Annotated in this window: 14 protein-coding genes; 11 read left to right on the top strand and 3 right to left on the bottom strand. The window is 59.8% G+C overall.

Going from position 1 to position 20,406, the window contains the following annotated elements; translation table 11 throughout:
- Window positions 1–166: 166 nt before the first annotated feature.
- From PP263_RS11885 to PP263_RS11850, 8 genes are all read left to right on the top strand, one after another.
- On the top strand, window positions 167–436 hold the full coding sequence (locus PP263_RS11885; RefSeq protein WP_308363725.1) for a hypothetical protein: 270 nt from the start codon (window positions 167–169) through the stop codon (window positions 434–436).
- A 497-nt stretch (window positions 437–933) separates the two neighbouring features.
- Window positions 934–1,257: a hypothetical protein gene (locus PP263_RS11880; RefSeq protein ID WP_308363723.1), complete on the top strand. Its 324-nt coding sequence runs from the start codon at window positions 934–936 to the stop codon at window positions 1,255–1,257.
- A 140-nt stretch (window positions 1,258–1,397) separates the two neighbouring features.
- A complete protein-coding gene (locus tag PP263_RS11875; protein ID WP_308363721.1) occupies window positions 1,398–1,709 on the top strand; it encodes a hypothetical protein in 312 nt (103 codons plus the stop codon).
- A 325-nt stretch (window positions 1,710–2,034) separates the two neighbouring features.
- On the top strand, window positions 2,035–2,340 hold the full coding sequence (locus tag PP263_RS11870) for a hypothetical protein (protein ID WP_308363720.1): 306 nt from the start codon (window positions 2,035–2,037) through the stop codon (window positions 2,338–2,340).
- Between the two features lie 123 nt (window positions 2,341–2,463).
- The gene (locus tag PP263_RS11865; protein ID WP_308363719.1) at window positions 2,464–3,909 is read left to right on the top strand and encodes a catalase; all 1,446 of its coding nucleotides are present in this window, start codon (window positions 2,464–2,466) and stop codon (window positions 3,907–3,909) included.
- A 221-nt stretch (window positions 3,910–4,130) separates the two neighbouring features.
- The gene (locus PP263_RS11860; RefSeq protein WP_308363718.1) at window positions 4,131–4,844 is read left to right on the top strand and encodes a DUF72 domain-containing protein; all 714 of its coding nucleotides are present in this window, start codon (window positions 4,131–4,133) and stop codon (window positions 4,842–4,844) included.
- Window positions 4,841–5,884: an RNA 3'-terminal phosphate cyclase gene (gene rtcA, locus PP263_RS11855; protein WP_308363716.1), complete on the top strand. Its 1,044-nt coding sequence runs from the start codon at window positions 4,841–4,843 to the stop codon at window positions 5,882–5,884. Before PP263_RS11860 ends, rtcA begins: the two co-directional genes overlap by 4 nt.
- 346 nt (window positions 5,885–6,230) lie before the next feature.
- Window positions 6,231–8,966 carry a reprolysin-like metallopeptidase gene (locus PP263_RS11850; RefSeq protein WP_308363715.1) on the top strand — a complete coding sequence of 912 codons (2,736 nt, stop codon included), beginning with the start codon at window positions 6,231–6,233 and terminating at the stop codon, window positions 8,964–8,966.
- A 132-nt stretch (window positions 8,967–9,098) separates the two neighbouring features.
- Here the strand turns inward: PP263_RS11850 and PP263_RS11845 are convergent, their stop codons facing one another.
- The 3 genes from PP263_RS11845 to PP263_RS11835 form a co-directional block, all read right to left on the bottom strand.
- Window positions 9,099–10,982 (bottom strand): MFS transporter, encoded by a 1,884-nt coding sequence (locus tag PP263_RS11845; protein ID WP_308363714.1) that lies wholly within the window; start codon window positions 10,980–10,982, stop codon window positions 9,099–9,101.
- 251 nt (window positions 10,983–11,233) lie between these two features.
- Window positions 11,234–13,303, bottom strand: coding sequence for a M13 family metallopeptidase (locus PP263_RS11840; RefSeq protein WP_308363713.1), 2,070 nt, complete (start codon window positions 13,301–13,303; stop codon window positions 11,234–11,236).
- Window positions 13,304–13,448: 145 nt separating this feature from the next.
- The gene (locus PP263_RS11835) at window positions 13,449–14,621 is read right to left on the bottom strand and encodes a TonB family protein (protein ID WP_308363712.1); all 1,173 of its coding nucleotides are present in this window, start codon (window positions 14,619–14,621) and stop codon (window positions 13,449–13,451) included.
- A 308-nt stretch (window positions 14,622–14,929) separates the two neighbouring features.
- Here PP263_RS11835 and PP263_RS11830 point away from each other — a divergent pair, with 308 nt between their 5' ends.
- The 3 genes from PP263_RS11830 to PP263_RS11820 all read left to right on the top strand — a co-directional run bounded on the left by PP263_RS11830 (window position 14,930) and on the right by PP263_RS11820 (window position 20,385).
- Window positions 14,930–15,640 carry a cyclic nucleotide-binding domain-containing protein gene (locus tag PP263_RS11830; protein ID WP_308363711.1) on the top strand — a complete coding sequence of 237 codons (711 nt, stop codon included), beginning with the start codon at window positions 14,930–14,932 and terminating at the stop codon, window positions 15,638–15,640.
- Window positions 15,641–16,021: 381 nt separating this feature from the next.
- Window positions 16,022–17,209 carry an efflux RND transporter periplasmic adaptor subunit gene (locus PP263_RS11825; RefSeq protein ID WP_308363710.1) on the top strand — a complete coding sequence of 396 codons (1,188 nt, stop codon included), beginning with the start codon at window positions 16,022–16,024 and terminating at the stop codon, window positions 17,207–17,209.
- Complete coding sequence (locus PP263_RS11820; RefSeq protein ID WP_308363708.1) at window positions 17,206–20,385, top strand: efflux RND transporter permease subunit; 3,180 nt, start codon at window positions 17,206–17,208, stop codon at window positions 20,383–20,385. Before PP263_RS11825 ends, PP263_RS11820 begins: the two co-directional genes overlap by 4 nt.
- Window positions 20,386–20,406 lie beyond the last annotated feature (21 nt).

Genomic DNA, 20,406 nt, shown 5'->3' with positions numbered 1-20,406 from the left:
TATCTATTTCTGGTGTGGTAGCTCTGAATGATCTTGTAACTGGCTGATTTTAAATGGAATATCTTTATTTGGGACTATGGTGCTTAATTAGATGGTGGGCATGTAGATATAAGGGAGCGTCTTTTGAATTAACTGTTATGTGCGGTCTAACTTCTGAGGAAATAAAGTGAATTTTTCGGATAAAGAGATTCAGCTAATCAAGAAGGCAGAAAGGAGTGTAAAGCAAGCGGTGGTCATGAGGATCATCGCTATCTTTGTTTCATTGCTCCTGATCGCCCTATTTTTCTTGGGAGAAATTGGTCCAGAGATGTTAGCCGTATCCGCCTTCGGATTGGCAGTCTTTACAATATTGGCTCCGCAGATAGGAGGAGCACCAAAATATGAGAAGCTGGCTCTTCTGCTTGTATCTAAGCTAAAGAGCCAAGAACACACATAACCAGGCCAACCTGGCGGACAGCCTACACAAAGCGCTTCGCACAAAAAGCGTTGCGGCTGCCGCAGTTGGCAACGTTAAGTTTTCAGTCGAGTGATTGTGGAAAATCAAAAAGGAGAACGTATTGAAGTTGATACAAAGATGGATGCTGACGCTGCTGTGTCTCATTGCCGCAATTGCATGTTATGTATTCGGGATTCCGACAGGCGGCGTCATTTTCCTGGTCCTAGGTGTAATTTTTGAAGGCATATTTTGGACACGGCTTTTCAAGCGCAAATCTACTAAAGTATAGAGCTGCTTAAGGTGGGCACAGTGCCAATCAAAATTAATCAGGCCAGGCTGTCCGCTCCGGCGCTCCGGCGCTCCGGCGCTCCGGCGCTCCGGCGCTCCGCGCCTCCGCGGGACGGCCTACGCTATGCGCTGCGCGCATAAACAGCGCAGGCCACCCCGGCTGGCAATGTTATACACACAATTAAGTAATGAAGAATGGAGCACAAAAAATGAAAAAAATAAAAATCGCATTATTTGGAGTTATCGTCGCAATAGCTTTCTCTGCGCATGCCAATGGATCATTCCGGCTTCCAAATGGAAAACTCATCCTAGAAGGGAAGAGCAAGCAGGAAATTATCTATATAGCCGGAGCTCCAATGTTTCAAGAGGTAGAAACTATCGCTGTAGATGAAGGAGCAGGCGGAACCCCAATAAAAAGAGAAATTTTAACGTATCGCCTTCCTAGCTCTCTTGGCGGCATGTCTTTGGTTGTAGTAACCATAGAGAACAACAAAGTAGTTTCTGTAGAGTCAAAGCAAGAGAGCAGAATATAGGTGCTCTGCGGTGTTCGTGTATACCTGCTCTGCAGGCCGACAGTTTACTTTGCGCACCTTTTGCGCGGTCGCTCCAATTTTCGCACAAAAGGCGCACAAAATAAGCTGCGGCTGAACGCGGCGGATTTTTAATATATTTTATGAAAATAAAATTAATAATTAGTTTTGGCCTTGGGTGCTTAACCACGTTTCTAGTCTTTGCTTTTATGTATAATCTGGTTCATGTTCAAGAGTCAGAAATGGCTAAAGGTATAGAATTTTCTATTCTGGATAAGGGCCCAATTTGTTCTTTTCCGATATTCCCTACAACTTCAATTGTTGAAGAGTCTTGTTCTTGCTGGTATTTGGGAGAAGGAGAGGGTAAGAAATATCGCGGTCTTGGTGGAGGTTGTGATGCGCTCACTTTGGACCATGAAGATTTAGGTGTTTTACCAAAATGTGGCAGCATATAGGCTGTTCAGCAGCGAGGTGGCCTGCTTTAGCCAATCACTAAACATCGGACGGGATTGCTTGTGCTCACACTTATACAAGCAGTTGTAGCCGCCGCGAAAAATGCAGGTGTGGCGGCCGCCTAAGTATGCTCCGGCTGCTACTAATCGGCCGTTAGCCAACTCCGAATAGGGCAGATTATGAATGACTCTATCCCAGAAACCTACAATTTATGCTGTAAAATACCTTGCCCCCTTTGTCAGGATGGCCGTCTTTCACTGAACCGAAGAAGCCAAGACAGGGCGTGTTAAGAGGAACAAGTGCCCCTGTAGGCAAGGTTAAATTTCTATGAAGACAGAATTTATTCTGTGTCTAGCCGTTGGCCTGTTGATGGCTTTAAATCTTTATGCCATCTATCGCTCCATTCGGTCAGAGTATGCTACAAAAGAACAAAAAGTCCTTCAATGTCTGCTCGTATTATTTATTCCGGTTGTGGGTGCAATAACTGTGATCTGCTTTTCTGGGATAACTGATTCCACTCCAAAATATAAATCTACTGGCGAAGCAGCGGGGCAAGATGTTTGCTCTGGTTCCTGGGGTGGGGATCTTCATGGTGGAGATTTCGGCGGTGGAGATGCAGGGGGCGGAGATTAGTAAAGAATTAAAAATTTAATCATTTGCGCAAAATCCCCTCCAAGGACTCCAATACTGCACTATCGTATCCTCTGTCTGACGCCTGATGGAAAAGACGGTTTAAGTGACAGAGGACACAGCGCCGTGAAAAAAGACGACCGCAGCCGCACGACCAACGATGCCGGTATCCCCGTAGCCAGTGACGAGCACTCCCTGACGGTCGGGCCGGATGGCCCGGTTCTTTTGCAGGACCACTACCTGATCGAGCAGATGGCGAATTTCAACCGGGAGCGGATTCCGGAGCGGCAGCCCCATGCCAAGGGATCGGGCGCCTTCGGCTATTTCGAGGTGACACAGGATGTCAGCGCCTATACCAAGGCGGCGGTATTCCAGCCGGGTACCAGGACGGATACGCTGATCCGCTTTTCCACCGTGGCCGGCGAGCGGGGCAGCCCGGATACCTGGCGTGATCCGCGCGGGTTTGCGCTGAAGTTCTATACCACCGAGGGCAATTACGACATGGTGGGGAACAACACGCCGGTTTTCTTCGTCCGCGATCCAATGAAGTTCCAGCACTTTATCCGCTCCCAGAAACGCCGTGCGGACTCCGGTCTGCGAGATCACGATATGATGTGGGATTTCTGGACCCTGTCGCCGGAGTCGGCACACCAGGTGACTATTTTGATGGGGGATCGCGGTGTTCCGAAGAGTTACCGGCATATGAACGGTTACTCCAGCCACACCTATATGTGGGTCAATGCCAAGGGCGAGCGTTTCTGGATCAAGTATCACTTCAAAACGGACCAGGGCAATGACTTCCTGACCCAGGAGGATGCCGATCGCCTAGCGGGTGAGGACGCCGATGTCCACCGCCGCGATTTGTTTGAGTCTATCGCCAATGGCGATTACCCCAGCTGGACCCTGAAGGTGCAGATAATGCCGTTCGAGGAGGCGGAGGATTACCGCTTCAATCCCTTCGACCTGACCAAGGTGTGGCCGCACGGCGACTATCCGCTGCAGGAAGTCGGCCGGCTGACCCTGGACCGCAACCCCACCGACTTCCACACGGAGATCGAGCAGGCCGCGTTCGAGCCCAACAATGTTGTGCCCGGCATCGGCTTCAGCCCGGACAAGATGCTGCTGGCGCGGGTCTTTTCCTATGCGGATGCGCACCGGGCGCGCATGGGCGTGAACTATAAGCAGATCCCGGTGAACCGGCCCAAGTGCCCGGTGCACAGCTACAGCAAGGACGGGCTTATGCGGGTGGAGAACGTGTCCGACCCGGTTTACGCGCCCAATTCCAAGGGTGGGCCGGAGGCCAATCACACCTATACGGAGAAGTGGGAGGCCAGCGGCGAGTTTATGCACGCGGCCTATACCCTGCGCGAGGAAGACGACGATTTCGGCCAGCCGGGTACTCTGGTGCGCAAGGTGATGGACGATGCGGCGCGGGATCGGCTGGTGTCCAATGTGGTGGGCCATTTGAAGGCGGGGGTTTCCGAGGAAGTCCTCAAGCGCGCCTTCGAGTACTGGCGCAATATCGACAAGGATGTTGGCGACCGGATCGAGAAGGGGGTGAGGGGTAGTTGAACCCAGGGGGCGCAGACTGGATACCGGCCTGCGCCGGTATGACGATTCGAAACAGCTTGTAGGATGGGCAAAGGAGTGCAGCGACGTGCCCATCTTCTGCCGCAATGATGGGCACGCTTCGCTTTGCCCATCCTACAATTGCTACCGGAAGATTGGGCAGGGAGCGCCGGACCCGGTCCGTGGGTTTTGAAGTGCCATTCTCTTCCGTGAGGGAGGACCAGGTGCAATTTCATATAGGCACGTCCGGCTGGGTGTATCCGCACTGGCGAGAGCGTTTCTATCCCGAGGATCTGGCCGAACCCCATTGGCTTGCTTTCTATGCCGAACGCTTGAAGAGCGTGGAAATCAATCGCAGTTTCTACCGGCTTCCCACGCCAGAAAACTTCGCCACTTGGCGCGATGCTACTCCCGATGATTTTCGGTTTGCGGTCAAGGCGAGCCGCTATATCACCCATATGAAGAAGCTGAAGGAGCCGGAGGAGACCCTGCCGCCGCTGCTGGATGCCATCGAAGGGCTGGGGGACAAGCTGGGGCCGCTGCTGTTTCAATTGCCACCGCGCTGGCACGCCAATCCCGATCGGCTGAGGGATTTCCTGGAGGTCTTGCCCAAAGGCTTGCGGGCCGTAATCGAGCTGCGCGACCGGACCTGGCACTGCGACGAGGTCCTGGAGATTCTGTCGGATTTCAACGTCGCCTTCTGCGTGTACGACCTTGGCGGCTTTACCAGCCCGCGGGAGGTCACCGCGGATTTTATCTACCTGCGCCTGCACGGTCCCGTGGACACTTACCGCGGATACTACGATTCCGAAGTGCTCGAAGACTGGGCCGAGTGGCTGCGGGATCAGCAGGTGAGTACTGCCTACGTTTATTTCGACAATGACGAGTCCGCCTACGCCGTGCGCAATGCCCTGGAACTCAGGGAGTTGCTGGGGTGAACTGGTTCGCCATCGACGGAAGCTTCGGCGAGGGCGGCGGCCAGCTGAGCCGCTACGCGGTGGCCCTGGCCGCAATCAGCGGCCGTCCGCTCCATCTCAGGAATATCCGTGCCCGGCGGGCCAAGCCGGGGTTGATGGCGCAGCACCTGACGGCGCTGCGGGCCGCGGCCGAAGTTGGTGGCGGCGCGCTTGAAGGCGCCGAACTCGGCGCGACGGAGATTTACTACGAGCCGGGCCGTATTCGCGGCGGCGAATACCATTTCGATGTCGGTACCGCGGGCAGCATTGTGCTGGTGCTGCAAGCACTGTTGCCGGTGGCGCTTCACGCGGACGGCCCGGTGCACCTGTCGATCACCGGCGGAACCGACGTGAGGATGGCCCCGCCGGTGGATTACCTGCGGTTGGTCTTTCTGCCCTGGCTCGCCCGCATGGGAGTCCGGGTACACGTCGAATCGGTCCGCCACGGTTACTACCCGAAGGGCGGTGGACTGGTGCAGATGCGGGTGGAGCCGTGCAGCGCACCGTGGCCGCTGCTGGCGGAGGCGCCCGGCGCGTTGCTGCGGATCAGCGGTGTATCCCACGTCGCACACCTGCCGCTGCATATCCCCGAGCGCATGGCCGCCGCGGCACGCTCTGTGCTGGCTGATTTCGATGTGCAGATTGAAACCAGAGTGTTGGGAGACACCGAGGCATTCGGCACGGGCGGGGCTCTGGTGCTGACCGCCGAAACCGAAAACAGCGTGCTGGGGGCGGCAACGGTGGCGGAGCGCGGCGTACCGGCCGAGCGTTTGGGGGAAGACGCCGGCTATGCGCTGCGCGCAGAACTGGAGGCGGGTGCGGCCATTGATATTCATGCCTGCGACCAACTGCTGATCTATGCGGCGCAGGCACAGGGGACCTCACGATTCGCAGTGCGGAAGGTGAGTGAGCACACGCGCACGGTGATGTGGCTTGTCGAGCAGTTCCTGCCGGTCAGGTTCAGCGTCGAGCCTTGGCAGGGTCTGTACCGGATTGAGGTGGCGTCAACGCTGTTGAGTTAAGCCATTGTTGTAAGAGCCTGCTTGCAGGCGAATGGCTACGGAGCTACGTTCTTGTTCGTCTGCAAGCAGGCTCCTACAGGAAGATTCCCCCTAACTTAACCGTATTGGGTTAGCGTGGCTCTCCCCCGAAATTATCCCCATTCTCCAGGCGACGATAGCACCGCCAATTCTGGCGTACCTGTTGGCAGTTCTGTCAGAGTATTTTTCCCCTGCGGTTTGCAATCCTTTCACTGAACTAATATCTCCGGATCAGAAGTCGATTGTGCGGGTATTTACCCGTCTCGGCTTGTGAAAAAACCTACATAAAAGCAATCGCTGTTTTCCCTAAATCACCCGGAGAATAAAAATGATTAGCCGCCTGTCCATCGTGCGTCGCCGGCTGTTTCTGGTTGCGCTGATTTCCACGATAATCGTTTCTTTGCCCGTATGGGGGCAGACCACGCTGCCGGGAGACTCTCCCGACGATCTGTGGCAGATCCTGGAAGAGGTCGAATTTCCCCCGCGTTACAGTGCCCCCACGGAATTCACGGCGCTGAGTCTCGATGCCGCGCTGCTGGATTCCCTCCTGGCCGCTGCGCCCCGCGAAGACTTTGGTCCAATTCCTCCACAGGTACAGCTCTGGATACCCCTCGCGAGTGGCCGGTTTGCCCAGGTCTCTGTTGCGCAAAGCCAGATGATGGAGGGGAGTCTCGCCAGCCAGTTTCCGCAGATCAAAACCTATGTCTTTTCCGGCGAGGGTGTTGCGGGCCATATCGCGGTGGGTCCCGACGGGGTGCACCTGGCCGCGATGGACGGGCCGGATATACGGTGGATACAGCCGGTAGAGACGGCCACCGGGCGAGTCTACGTGAGCTATCTCGACCGCAACCGCACGGACGGTGCGAATGTGATCGAGCACGATCCCCATATGGGGGAGGGCGACATTCCCCCGGTACCCCTGGCCCCGCTCGGTGCCGTCGCGAATGCCGCACAATTGCTGGCCGGCGAGCAGCTGCGTATCTATCGCCTGGCTGCATCCACCACCGGCGAGTTCTATCAGGCGCGCGGCAATAATGACCTCAGTGTTATTTTCTCGTTGGTCGTCGATCTTATCGGTGCCAATGCCGTGTTCGAACCGGAGGTGAGTGTACGTCTGGTTCTGGCCGCGGCCAGCCTGGACCTGCTCTACGACGATCCGGGTACGGACCCGTTCGACAACTCCGACAGCGCCTGTACCCTGCGCCAGGCCAACCGCACCAATATGCAGAATCTCGATGCGAACGGCGATATCGAGGAGGGCGACTACGACCTGGGTTTCCTGTTCGCTGCGCGCAGCGGTGGCGGTGCCAACGGTTGTGCCTGGTATGTTGTCTGTCTCGCCGACCATCAAAAGGCGCGCGGTGCCGGCAAGATGGGCAACAACGGTGCTAACAGCGCCAGCGGCCTGCTGGCGCACGAGGTGGGCCACCAGTTGGGCGCGCGCCACACCTTTACCGGCCAGGCCGGAAGTTGCACCCTTAACGAGTTCCAGGCAGGCAACAGTGAGAGCGGCTACGAGCCGGGCAGCGGCACTACGCGCATGTCCTACCGAGGCAATTGTGCGGACCAGGCCGGAGACCCGCCGCCGCCCCCACCGCCTCCGCTACAGAACGACAACGTCGATACCAGCGTGGTGCCCGCCGGCTCCTACTTTCACTCGCGAAGCTTCGACGAGATAGTCGACAATGTGTTCAACGGCGACGGTGCCAGCTGCGGCACCCTGGTCAATACCGGCAATACGCCGCCGACGGTGAACGCAGGTCCCGATTACACCATCCCGCGCCAGACGCCGTTCATGCTCACCGGCACAGGCATGGACAGCGAGCCGTTGACGTTCAACTGGGAGCAGTTCGATCGCGCCGAGGTCCAGCGGCCGATCAATACCGATCCGGGCGACGGCCCCATCATTCGTTCCGTCCCGCCCACTGCCGAGTCCTCGCGCACCGTGCCGCATTTGCCGGATCTGCTGGACAATATAGTCCGCCGCGGCGAGATACTGCCGCAAATGGATCGCGAGCTGAACTTCCGCCTGATCGCCCGCGACAACCTGATGGGCGGTGGCGGAGTCGCCTACGACAGCATGCATATCGAGGTACAGGGCGATCCCTTCTTTATCATCGCTCCCAACAGCGGTGCGCTGGAAGCCGGCTGCGCGGTGCCCCTGACCTGGCAGGTGGGCGGCGGATCGGTGGCGCCACAAGTGGAAGCGCTGTTCTCCATCGACGGCGGTCTGAATTTCGATACGCCGCTGACCGGGCTCATCGCCAACGACGGCGCCGACAGTTTCACCGTGCCCTGTCAATTGGGCGGCGAGGGGCGGATCAAGCTGCAGTCGGTCGACAACATTTTCTTCGACGTCAACAACGAAAACCTGACCGTATTCAATACGCCGCCCGCGGTGCAGGTGAGCACCGCTGGCGGTTCCGTGGATGACAACTGTGAGTTTACGGTGCAGTTCAGCGCGGAGGCCGTCGACAGTTGCGGGCTGAATGCGGCCGATGTGGAGGTGGAGCTGTTCAAGGTCGTGGACAACTTCACCCTCGGCCCGCCGACCATCAACGTCGTCCAGGTTGACTCCAATCAAGTGAATGTGACCGGCAGTGTGCAGGTTTCCGACTTGCTCAGCTCGCCGGCGCAGCTTTCGATCAGCGTGACTGCTACCGATGCCTGTGGGACATCGACCAGCGATTTTGCCGAGGCGCTGATCGTCGACGACACCCCGCCGGAAATCGATGTTGCGCTCGACCGGGATACACTGTGGCCGCCCAATCACAAGCTGGTGCCGATCCAGGCCTCGGTGGTGGCCACCGACAACTGCCCGGTAGTGGATTTCACACTCACCCAGGCAGTCAGCAATGAGCCGGAGAACGGCCAGGGCGACGGCAATACCGCGCCGGATATCGTCGGCGTTGAACTGGGAACTGCCGATCTGGAGTTCAGCCTGCGTAGCGAGCGCGCCGGGGGAGGCAGTGGCCGTATCTACACGGTGACCTATACCGCGGTGGACGGTTCAGACAATGCGGCGGAAGCTTCGGCGACTGTGGAGGTGCCCAAGTCCCAGTAGGGCATCCTTAAAATCGCAAAATTGGCCTGCCCATCTGCCACGGCCTTGATGGGCACGCTTCGCTTTGCCCATCCTACAATTAAGTCAGTACCAATCGGTTTAGCGGTGAGGCCAGTCGATATCGACAGCTCCTCACCGCTGCTCCCCCCGCAACCCCAACACCTGCTCCTGCAAGCGCTCGGCCTTGGCCGCCGCCGCATCCAGTGGTTCGCCGGCCACCACGCTGACCCGCGACCAGAATCTGCGCGGCCAGGTGGTAAAAGCGGTTCCGCCGCGGTGGCTGAAGAAGCTGCCCCAGAGGCCGCGCAGGGCCATGGGAACCACCGGCACCGGGGTGCGGCTGAGGATTTTCTCGATCCCCGCCTTGAACGGCTGCAGCTCTCCGTCTTTGGTCAACTGGCCCTCGGGGAAGATGCACAGCAGGTCGCCGTTCTTTAAACCCTGTTCTATTTCCTCGAAGGCCCGCTCGTAGCCTTCGGGGTCTTTCTGTTTTGAGCAGATGGGAATGGCGCGGCCGGTGCGGAAGATAAAGTGCAGCACCGGAATCTCGTAGATCGGCTTGTACATGATAAAGCGGATGGGGCGGCGCACGGCGCCGGCCAGCAGCAGGGCGTCCACATAGCTGACGTGGTTGCAGGCGATGATGGCCGGGCCCTCGTCGGGTACCCGATCCAATCCTTCGTGATTCACCCGGTACATGGTGTGGGACAGCAGCCAGACCAGCAGGCGCATGGCGAATTCCGGCACCTTGGCGAATACGAATACCGCCACCGCGGCGTTCATCAGTGCGATCACCATAAAGAACTGCGGGATGCTGAAGTCGAGCAGGCTCAGGAATACGATGCCGAGTAGGGCGGAAATCACCATAAACATTGAGTTCATGATGTTGGTGACGGCGATCACCCGCGCGCGCAGGGCTTTTTGGGTGCGCTCCTGGATCATCGCGTAGAGGGGCACGATATAGAGGCCGCCGAATACGCCGATCAGTGCCAGGTGCAGCAGGAACGCCTTGGCCCCCGGACTGGCCCAGAAGGCGGCCAGGGAGACCTCGGTCAGCGGCGACAGGTTGCCGCCGATCACCGACAGGGCGATGCCGCCGTAGGTCAGGCCGGCGGCCCCCAGCGGTACCAGGCCCAGTTCGATACGGCCGCCGGAGAGCCGTTCACACAGCAGCGAGCCGATGGCCACACCGATGGTAAAACTGCACAGCAGCAGGGCAACCAGCGGTTCGTCCCCGCCCAGCACGTTTTTGCCGAAACTCGGTATCTGGGTCAGGTAGGCGGCACCCAGCAGCCAGAACCAGGAGATGCCGACGATGGCGTAGAAGATCGATGGTGTCTTGACCACCTCCCGCAGCATGCGCGTTGTCTGGCTGATGGGATTCAGGTCGATTTTCAGCTCCGGCACCGGCGCCGCGGCGCCGGGAATCGCGCGGCATACGAGATAGCCCACCAGCGCGATAGCGATAATCAGGCCGCCGATCCATTGACTGCCGCCGCCGGCATCGCTGGCGCCGGAGAGAATGGTGCCCACGATGGTGCCGCCGAGAATGGCGACGAAGGTGGCCATTTCCACCAGGGCGTTGCCGCCCACCAGCTCCGATTTGCGCAGATGCTGGGGCAGAATCGCGTACTTGATCGGGCCGAAGAAGGCGGATTGCACACCGAGCAGGAAGAGCACCACCAGGCACAGGGAGTTGCTGCCGCTGATCAGCGCCACCACGCCCACCATGCTGATGCCGATTTCCGCCAGCTTGATGCGCCGGATTAGTAGGCTCTTGTCGTATTTGTCCGCCAGTTGGCCCGCGGTGGCGGAAAACAGGAAGAAGGGCAGGATAAACAGCCCCGCGGCCAGGTTGTTCAGTGCATTGGCCTGATCCGCGGCGAGGCGAAAGGCGATCATCACCATCAGCGCGCTTTTGAACACATTGTCGTTGAAGGCGCCGAGGAACTGGGTGAGGAAAAACGGCAGAAAGCGGCGGCTGGCCAGCAGTTGGAACTGGTTCTGGTGGGCCATGGGCGTCTCCCCTGTGATGGTATCGCCCTATGGTAAGCGAAAAGACGGGACTAGGCTAAGCTGGGAGCGGAGGCTGGAATCGGGACATGCTCAGATCTGTTACGCGGTATAAGGACGAACACAAGCTTCGCCCTTATACCGTGTTTTCGTCATACCGGCGCAGCAGGAACCCAGAGCCACTGGACTGGATACCGGTACCGGATCAAGTCCGGCATGACGTTCCTGCGCCGGTATGACGAGCAAACTGGCATTTACCAGATCACTACCCGCTCTTCCTCGGGCAGATACATCTTGTCGCCCTCCTTCACGTCGAACGCTTCGTAAAAGGCGGAGATATTCGGCAACACCCCGAGCACCCGGTATTTGGTGGGCGAGTGAGGGTCTGTCTTCAGTTGCGCGCTCAGCGCCTCGTCGCGAATCGCGCTGCGCCACACCTGGGCCCAGCCCAAAAACAGGCGCTGGTCGCCGGTGAAGCCGTCGATAACCGGGGCCTCTTTGCCATTCAGGGACATCTTGTAGGCCTTGTAGGCGATGCCCAGGCCGGAGAGGTCGCCGATATTTTCACCCAGGGTCAGGTTGCCGTTGATGTGTTCCCCCGGGAGCGGCTCGAAGGCGTCGTACTGGGCCACCAGCTTGCCGGTGAGTTTCTCGAAGTTCTCTCGGTCGGAGTCGGTCCACCAGTTGTTCAGGTAGCCTTTGCCATCGAACTTGCTGCCCTTGTCGTCGAAGCCGTGGCCGATCTCGTGGCCGATCACGCCGCCGATGGCACCGTAGTTGACCGCGTCGTCCGCTTCCAGATTGAAGAAGGGCGGCTGCAGTATGGCCGCGGGGAAGACGATTTCGTTCATGGGCGGGTTGTAGTAGGCGTTTACCGTCTGCGGGAACATATGCCACTCGCCCCGGTCCAGGGGTTTGCCCAGCTTGGCGCGCTCGTAGTTGGTGGAAAAGGTGCGCGCGGCGAGCACGTTGCCGACCAGGTCGTCGGCGCTGACTTTCAGCGCGCTATAGTCGCGCCACTCGTCCGGGTAGCCGATCTTGGTGGTGAAATTGTCCAGCTTGGTGAGCGCTTCCTTCTTGGTCTCCTCGCCCATCCAGCTGAGTGACTGGATGGATTCGCGGTAGGCGGCCTTGAGGTTGTTCACCAGTTCCACCATGCGCGCCTTGGCTTCCGGCGGGAAGTGCTTCTGTACGTAGCGTTTGCCCACCAGTTCGCCGGCGGAGCCGTTCACGAATTCCACCGCGCGCTTCCAGCGCGGTTCCATTTCCTCCACGCCGCGCAACGCGGTGCCGTAGAAGTCGAAGCGCACCTGGGCCAGCTCCCCGTGCATATAGGGCGCCATGGTGGTGAGCAGTTTGATTTTCAGGTAGCGGCGCCAGGTGGGAAGGCTGGTATCGGCGATAATTTTATTGGCCGCTTCCAGGTAGTCCGGCTGGCCGACGATCACTGCCTGCGCTCCCGTCAGCTGGGCCTTCGGCAGGTAGCGGTCCCAGTTGATGGTCGGCAGCATCTGCGCCAGTTCTTCCGGGGTTCTTTTGTTGTAGGTTTTATCCGGATCGCGGTTGTCCACGCGGGTCCACTGGCGTTCGGCGAGGCTTTTTTCCAACTGGTAGATCTCTTCGGTTCCCGCCTGAGGATCTTCCAGCCCGGCCAGTTGCTGCACCTCGGTGAGGTACTTTTTGTAGGCCTGCTGCAGCTTTTTGCCTTTTTCCGAGTCGTCGAAGTAGTAGTCGCGGTCCGGCAGCCCCAGACCTGCCTGCCAGAAGTAGGCGATATAGGATTCCACGTCCTTGGCGTCCTGGTTGATAAAGACACCGAAGGGAGCGTCGTAGCCCACGGAATCCGCGTAGGCGAAGTAGCCGGATAGATCGTCGCGGGATTTGATGCCGTCGATTTTCTTCAGCTCGCCCTCGATGGCCGCAAGGCCCCGGGCCTCCACCTTCTTCTCATCCATAAAGCTGTTGTAGAGGGCACCGATTTTCTGCGCATCGGCATCTTCCGCTTTCTCGCCGGCTTCGGCGATCAGGGCCTTGACCCGCTCGGTACTGGTATCGCGCAGTTGATCGAAGGAGCCCCAGCGGGATTTGTCTGCGGGAATTTCGGTGCTGTCAATCCAACCGCCGTTTACGTAGGCGAAGAAGTCGTCCTGCGGGCGCACCGAGGTATTCATGGCCTCCAGGTCCACACCGGAGCCGAGTGCGGCCGGCTGGACGGCGGCGCTGCCGGTGGCGTCTGCGGACTTTTCGTCCGCTTGCGGCGCCTCTGATTTGGAGCAGCCAGCCATTAGACCGGCGATGGCGAGAGATAGAAGGAATTTGTTCATATCGGGCCTTTGCGTTGGCTGATTATTCAACGCAATAGTATGCCCGATGCGGTTGAGAGTAGACAGAAGTCCGAGGACAAAGCGAGATCTGGAGGGGACAAAGCCGTCTCTGTCTCCTCCAGCTCAGGCCGGATCAGTCCGTTCGCTAGTCCGGCAGGCGGAAGGTGATCGGCACTGTGAAGCGGTACTCGCTCTGGGTCAACTGCGCCGGCGCCTTCGGGTAGGGGCTGGAGCGCTCGATGGCCTCACGGGCCTCGCGGTTGAGGCTGGAGTAGCGGGATTCCTGTACCGTCTGGATATCCTTTACCTGTCCCCGGGCGTCGATGACCACGTTCAGCCGCACGCTGCCTTCCTGCCCGCGCTCCTGGGCGCGCTGGGGATAGCGAGTGTTCTTGAAGGTGTGGCGCAGCAGCATGGAATGGTAGAGCTGGCGGGCGAGGATCAGGTCGGCGGTGAGCGGAGCTTCCTCTTCCTCCTCTTCCAGTTCCTCTTCTTCCGGAGCCGGGGGGCGGCGCTTGGCAGCGGCCTGGGGTTTGGAGGGCTGGGGCGCGGCTTTCCCCGCTGCCTGCGGCTTTCCATCCACGGAGGCGAGGGTGGGTGGAGGAATAGCGGCGGCTAACGCCGGTTTCTTCACTGTAGGCACGGCCGCCGCGGGTTTGGCTGCGGCCACTTGCTGTTCCTCAGCTGCCGCCTCTGTTGCTTCGGCCTCCCGCGCGTCCAGCTGTTCGGTCAGCTGCGCGATCCGCTCCGCACTGGGTTCGAGCAGTTCGTAGCGGCCGAGCAGAGACGAGGAGACCTGTCCCTCGGCCAGCAGGCCTTCGCGAAAATCGGAGGAGGGAGGCACCGGCCCGATCCAGGCGCGCAGCAGGGTGTTGAAGAAGTCGCGGTCCTCGATCTTGCCGAGGGGCAGGCCGTTCAGGGCTACGCTGGTGGTGCCGCTGTCCGCGGCGAAGGCCACGCTGAGCCGGTCGCCCTTTTTCAGGCGGCCCGAGAACAGGTTGGCGAAGATCACCATGTTCTCCGCCTGGCCGCTCAGGATATCCCCCTGGTTGTTGATCGCGATACCCTCCATCCACTGGTTGCGGAAGCTGCGAGCGGACAGGCTGTCGGCCAGGATGCGCACTTCCAGGCGGCGGGGTGTGTTGTTGTCCAGCAGTGTGCCGGCGCTAGTGGCGAGAGTTTCAGAGTAAACTGCGGCGATATAGCGGTCTTTGTTGAACTGCTGCTCCAGAGCGAGACCGTTCAACAGTGGTGCAGCTTTGGCGGATAGCGCCGCGGCAAACACCAACAGGGCGGTGAAGAGTGTTGTCGGTTTCATTGTTTTTCGGCGTCTGTTTTTTCCGGATGGGAAGTTTCCGGCGGATAAGAGTTTTGGCGCCCCCTCCCCCGAGGCGCGCCGGCCAGATTAAAAAATAGGCTACCAAGTAGCACTATTGACCAAATTAATCTGGACTCAGCCTAACTCTACTGCAACTGCAATGGAGTTCAAGCCCGAAATGGGTAGAATGTCTCGTTTTCTCAAATTTGGCGATTTGCGGGGGAGACAGCGGTCCTCCCGCCGATAGAATGCGCTGGGCCTGTTGCCGCAATATAATTTTTTTTCAATCAATATGTAATCAGTGACGGATGGAAAGTAAACCACTTGGTGATTATCCGCGGGACGCCGTGGACCGCCTGCTCAATGTCATTCACCTGTTTCGCGATATCCGCGCCACCAGCGAATGGCAGTACGACGTGTTGCTCAAGCGTTCCCAGCTTGTGAGCTTGCAGGCGGGTGAACAATTATTGAACGCCGGGGACGTGGACCAATGGGTGTACTTCCTGTTGCGCGGCGAACTGCAGGTACATGTCGAGAGCGCGGCAACGGGGAAAATCGACGCGGTGGAACGCCCGCTGGCGGTTATCCGCCCCGGCGAGGTATTCGGCGATCTATCCATGCTGCTGGCAGAGCCGCGCAGCGCCACTGTCGTGGCGGCGCCGGCCAGCCGTGATACCCAGGTTCTGGCAGTGGACTGCACCCTGTTCGGCGACCTGGAGGATTTCTCCCTGCTGCAGCTGCCCACCAAACTGGTGTTCTACCGCAATATGGTGCATTCCCTGCGCTGGAAGCTGGAAGTCTATCGCTCCAAATACCCCGCCCACCAACTGGCGGACAGCCACCGCAAACTGAAGCTGTACACCGGGCCGAAAAACTGCCGCGAGGAACTGCTGGCACTTGCGGACCAGGCCCGCGCCCTGGCGCGAATCCTGCTGGACTGGAATGCGGAGTTCGGTAGCGGTGAACTGGTGGACGAGAGTTCCGATATGTCCGACTTCCTCGAATCGATGCTTTCCTGATACCCGGAATTGTGGCGCCATAGAGCGGAACTTGTGTTCGCCCTCACGCGCGCGTTCGTTGTTCCGGCGCAGGCCGGAACCCAGGTGCCACTGGACTGGATAACCGGCGTGCGCCGGTATGACGAGTATGGGAGCTTGATTTAAAACAGGATATCTATAATTCCCACCGACCACACCCACCCCTTGACCTTCCCCCGCGGCAGGCTTGCAGGCTCTGCCGCGGCGACTTGCCGAAGACAGGCGCGATAACCCTTGTGAATTTCACATTCCGCTAGAAATGTTCGCTGCGCAGGCCGCATCCGCCGCCTACAATTTGCCTTCCGCCAGAATACGGAGGTTCTGGCGGAAGCTGGATTTTTTCCCCTCCGCAAGGTTTTCGAGATGAAAGTTTTTGCAACCTTCTGGCGGCAGCGCAATTACCGCGTGGCCGCAATCATCGCTCTGTTGGCCCTGCTGTGGCTGTTGAGTGGCCTGGTATTTTCCGGTGGACAATCGTCGGCGCCGGGGGATGGCGACAGCCGGGCAACTGCCCCCGGCGAATCACTGCGGGTACAGGCGAAAAGGCTCAGGGCCCAGTCCTACCTCACTCGCGTACAGGTAAACAGCCGCACGGAGCCGAACCGCAGCGTGCGTCTGCGCGCGGAACTGGATGGTGCCATCGTCGCGCTGCCGGTGGAGGAGGGCCGTGCGGTTAGGCAGGGCGAGGTGATTTGCGAGATCGAAGCGGAGGATCGGCCGGAAAACCTGGCCCGGGCCAAAGCCGCGCTGAGCAAGGCGGAGCTGGATTACCAGGGCGCCCAGCGGCTGAAGAAAAAGGGGCTGCAGTCGAACACCGACCTGGCTGGGCAGGAAGTGGCACTGGCCGACGCGCGGGCGGAATTCAAGCGGGCCCAAGTGGCGGTGGACAACCTGAAAATCCGCGCGCCCTTCGATGGCGTGGTCAACAGCCGCGCGGTGGAACTGGGGGATTTCATTCGCCGCGGCGAGGAGTGCGCCACCCTGCTGGACCTGGACCCGATACTGGTGGTGGGCGAGGTGTCCGAAGCGCAGGTGGGCCGCCTCACTATCGGCGGCCCTGCCAGTGCGCAGCTGCAGGGTGGGCAGACAGTGCGAGGGCGCCTGCGCTATATCAGCCGGCAAGCGGACGAACTGACCCGCGCCTATCGGGTGGAAGTGGCGGTGGAGAATTCCTCGGCCGCATTGCGCGCGGGACTCAGCGGGCGCCTGGCGCTGCCCACCGGTGAGATATTGGCGCACCGGATCAATGCCTCACTGTTGACTCTCGACGACCGCGGCGACCTGGGCGTGCGTATCCTCGATGCCGGCAACCGGGTGGGTTTCGCCAACGTCGAGCTGTTTGGGGACGCGGACGAAGGTGTCTGGGTTGGAGGCCTGCCGCCCCGGGTCACGCTGATCACTGTCGGCCAGGAATATGTCTCCGTCGGCGAGGTTGTCAGTGTGGAATTTGAGCCCGGAGAGGGCGACCTGCCCGCGCCCGGCGAAGCCGCAGTGGAGGTGCTGCCCTCGGCGAGTGAAGTGGTGTCACCGGACGGGGGGGACGCGCAGTGAAATTGCTGGACAGCGCCATAGATCGCAGCCGCAGCTCCATCAGCCTGATGTTGTTGATTGTTCTTGTGGGTCTGGCGGCGCGCGCGGGCATGACTGTGGAATCCAGCCCGGAGGTGAATCCACCGGTGGTGATCGTGCAGGTGGCTCACGAGGGTATCTCCCCGGAAGATGGCGTGCGCCTGTTGGTGCGCCCGCTGGAGCAGGAGATGCGCGCTATCGAGGGGATTGAAGAGATAATTTCCACTGCGCGGGAGTCCATGGCGTATCTGGTGATTGAATTTGATGCCGCCATGGATGTGGATGACGCAGTGGATGAAGTGCGCAATGCCGTGGATCGCGCCAAGGCGGAACTGCCTAGGGACGCGGAGGAGCCGGTTGTCGAGGAAGCCTCGGCACAACCGTTTCCGGCAATCGTGGTCACTCTGGCCGGTGAACAGGTCAGCGAGCGGGTGCTGCTGCAGAGTGCGCAGCACCTGCAGCGCAAGATCGAAAACCTGAGTTCGGTACTGAGTGCCGACCTCCGCGGCAACCGCGAGGAGGTGGTGGAAGCCACTATCGATCCGGTGCGACTGGAGCATTATGGAGTGACCAGCGGCGAGTTGATCAACGCGGTGCTGAACAACAACCTGCTGATTCCCGCCGGCGAACTGGAGACCGACCGGGGCCGCTTTTCCGTCAAGGTGCCGGGGCTGATCGAATCGGCGCAGGACGTATACGAAATTCCCCTGAAGAATTCCGCCCGCGGTGTGGTGACCCTGGGCGATGTCACCGAAATTCGCCGCACCTTCAAGGACGCTTCCAGTTACACCAGCGTCAACGGCCGCCAGGGGCTGGCGATCAACGTGGAAAAACGCAGCGGCGCCAGCTCGGTGGAAGTGGCGGACGCGGTGCGCGCACTGGTGCGGGAGGAAGCGCAATACCTGCCGCGTGGTGTCGAGGTGGATTTTGTCTTCGACCAGTCCCAGTTTGCGCGGGATATGGTCAGCGAAATGCAGGGCAATATCCTTACCGCGATGCTGCTGGTGATGGTGATTGTGGTGGCGGCGCTGGGTTTCCGCTCCGGCATGCTGGTGGGCCTGGGCATTCCCTTCTCACTGCTGTTCGGCTCCATTGTCACCTGGTATCTGGGCTACTCGTTCAATTTTATGGTGATGTTCGGCATGCTGCTGGCGCTGGGCATGCTGATCGACGGCTCAATTGTGATCACAGAATTCGCCGACCGGAAAATGGCCGAGGGGCTGTCCGCGCGCGATGCCTATGTGACTTCGGTGCGGCGCATGTTCTGGCCGGTGGTGGCCTCCACCGGCACCACACTGGCGGCCTTTCTGCCGATCATGTTCTGGCCCGGTGTCGTGGGTGAGTTTATGCGCTACCTGCCGGTGACGGTGTTCGCGGTGCTCTCCGGCTCGCTACTCTACGCGCTGTTTTTCGCCCCGGTGTTGGGGGCCATGTTCGGCAGGAGCGCGCTGGACCCCGCAGCCCGGCAATACCTCAGGGCACTGGAGGAGGGGCGGCCCGCGGTGCTCGGCGGTGTTACCGGCGCTTACGCGCGCGCTTTGGAGTGGGTGGTGCATCGCCCGCTCGCGGCTTTTGCCACCACTCTGCTGATGCTGGTCTGTATCTTTTTCGCCTTCGGCCGCTTTGGCGCCGGGGTGGAGTTTTTTACCGAGACCGAAGAGCAGTACGGCAATGTGGAAGTTCGTGCACAGGGCAATTTGTCGGTGGAGGAAAAGAAAACCCTGGTCGCGCAGGTGGAGCGCGCGGTGCTGGAGGTGCCGGAAGTGCGGGTGGCTTACACAGCGATCGGTTCCGGCGGTCTGTCCGGCAATACCGAGCGGGCGCCGGACCAGATTGCCAACATGCTGGTGGAGCTGATGCCGGCGCAGGAGCGCGAGCGCCGCAGTCGGGAGATTTTTGCCGACCTGCGCGCGCGAACCGCACATTTTCCGGGAATTAAAGTGACTGCCAAACTATTTGAGGGCGGTCCGCCGGTCGGCAAGGATATTGTGCTGGAACTGCGTTCGCGGAATTACCACAAGCTGCTGGCGGAAACCTGGCGCCTGCACCGGGCGCTGGAGAATGAGTTCGGCGGCCTGCGGGATATCGTCAATACCGCGCCGCTGCCGGGTATCCAGTGGGAGGTAAAGGTGGACCGGGCCAAGGCTGCGCTCTACGGTGCCGATCTCACACAGGTGGGTCGTGCGGTGCAATTGGTTACCAACGGCGTGCTGATGGCCGAGTATCGCCCGGACGATACCGATGAGGAAGTGGATATCCGCATCCGCTATCCCGAAAGTGCCCGCGGTATCGCCGCGCTGGAACAGCTCAAGGTGAATACCCCCCGCGGCGCGGTGCCCGTCAGCAGTTTCGTGCGTACGGAAGCCAGGCCCGAGGTGGATAAAATCGAACGCATCGACGGAACCACCCGCATGCAGGTCAAAGCCGATGTGCAGGAGGGGGTACTGGCGGACGATAAGGTCCGGGAGATCCGTGCCTGGCTGGAGGAGCAGCCAGTGGATGGCGAGGTGGACTTGCTGTTCCGCGGTGCCGATGAGGAACAGAACGAGTCGCTCAGCTTTCTCGCGGTGGCTTTCCTGCTGTCGCTGTTCCTGATGTTTATACTGTTGGTGACCCAGTTCAACAGTTTCTACCAGTCGCTGCTGATTCTGTCGTCAGTGGTAATGTCCACCCTCGGTGTGATGCTGGGGCTCACTCTTACCCAGAGTACTTTCAGTGTGATCATGACCGGCGTGGGCATAGTGGCGCTGGCCGGTATCGTGGTTAACAACAATATCGTGCTGATCGACACCTATAACCATGTGCGCGGAGCCGAGCCGGAACTGCCGCCGGCCGGGGCGGCGGTCAAGGCCGCGGCACAGCGGCTGCGCCCGGTGTTCCTCACGACCGCCACCACCATTCTCGGTCTGCTGCCGCTGGCCCTTGGAGTGAGCGTGGATATGGTGGGGCGCAATATCGTGGTGGGCGGTGTGATCGCCTCTTTCTGGGTGAAGCTGGCCAGCGCCATCGTTTACGGTCTCACCTTTTCCACCCTGCTTACATTGATCGTAACTCCGGTTATGCTGGTATTGCCCGGGCGCCTGCGGGAACTGCTGCGCAGCGTTTTGCCACCGCGGCGCCCCCTGGGGCCTGGGAGGCGAGGGCTAAAGGATCTGTAGGGTCGAAATCGGGCGCACAAG

The sequence above is a fragment of the Microbulbifer sp. TB1203 genome (assembly GCF_030997045.1).
Taxonomy (GTDB): Bacteria; Pseudomonadota; Gammaproteobacteria; order Pseudomonadales; family Cellvibrionaceae; genus Microbulbifer.
The sequence above is the reverse complement of the archived record's forward strand: the minus strand, read 5'-3'. Positions and strand labels throughout refer to the sequence as shown.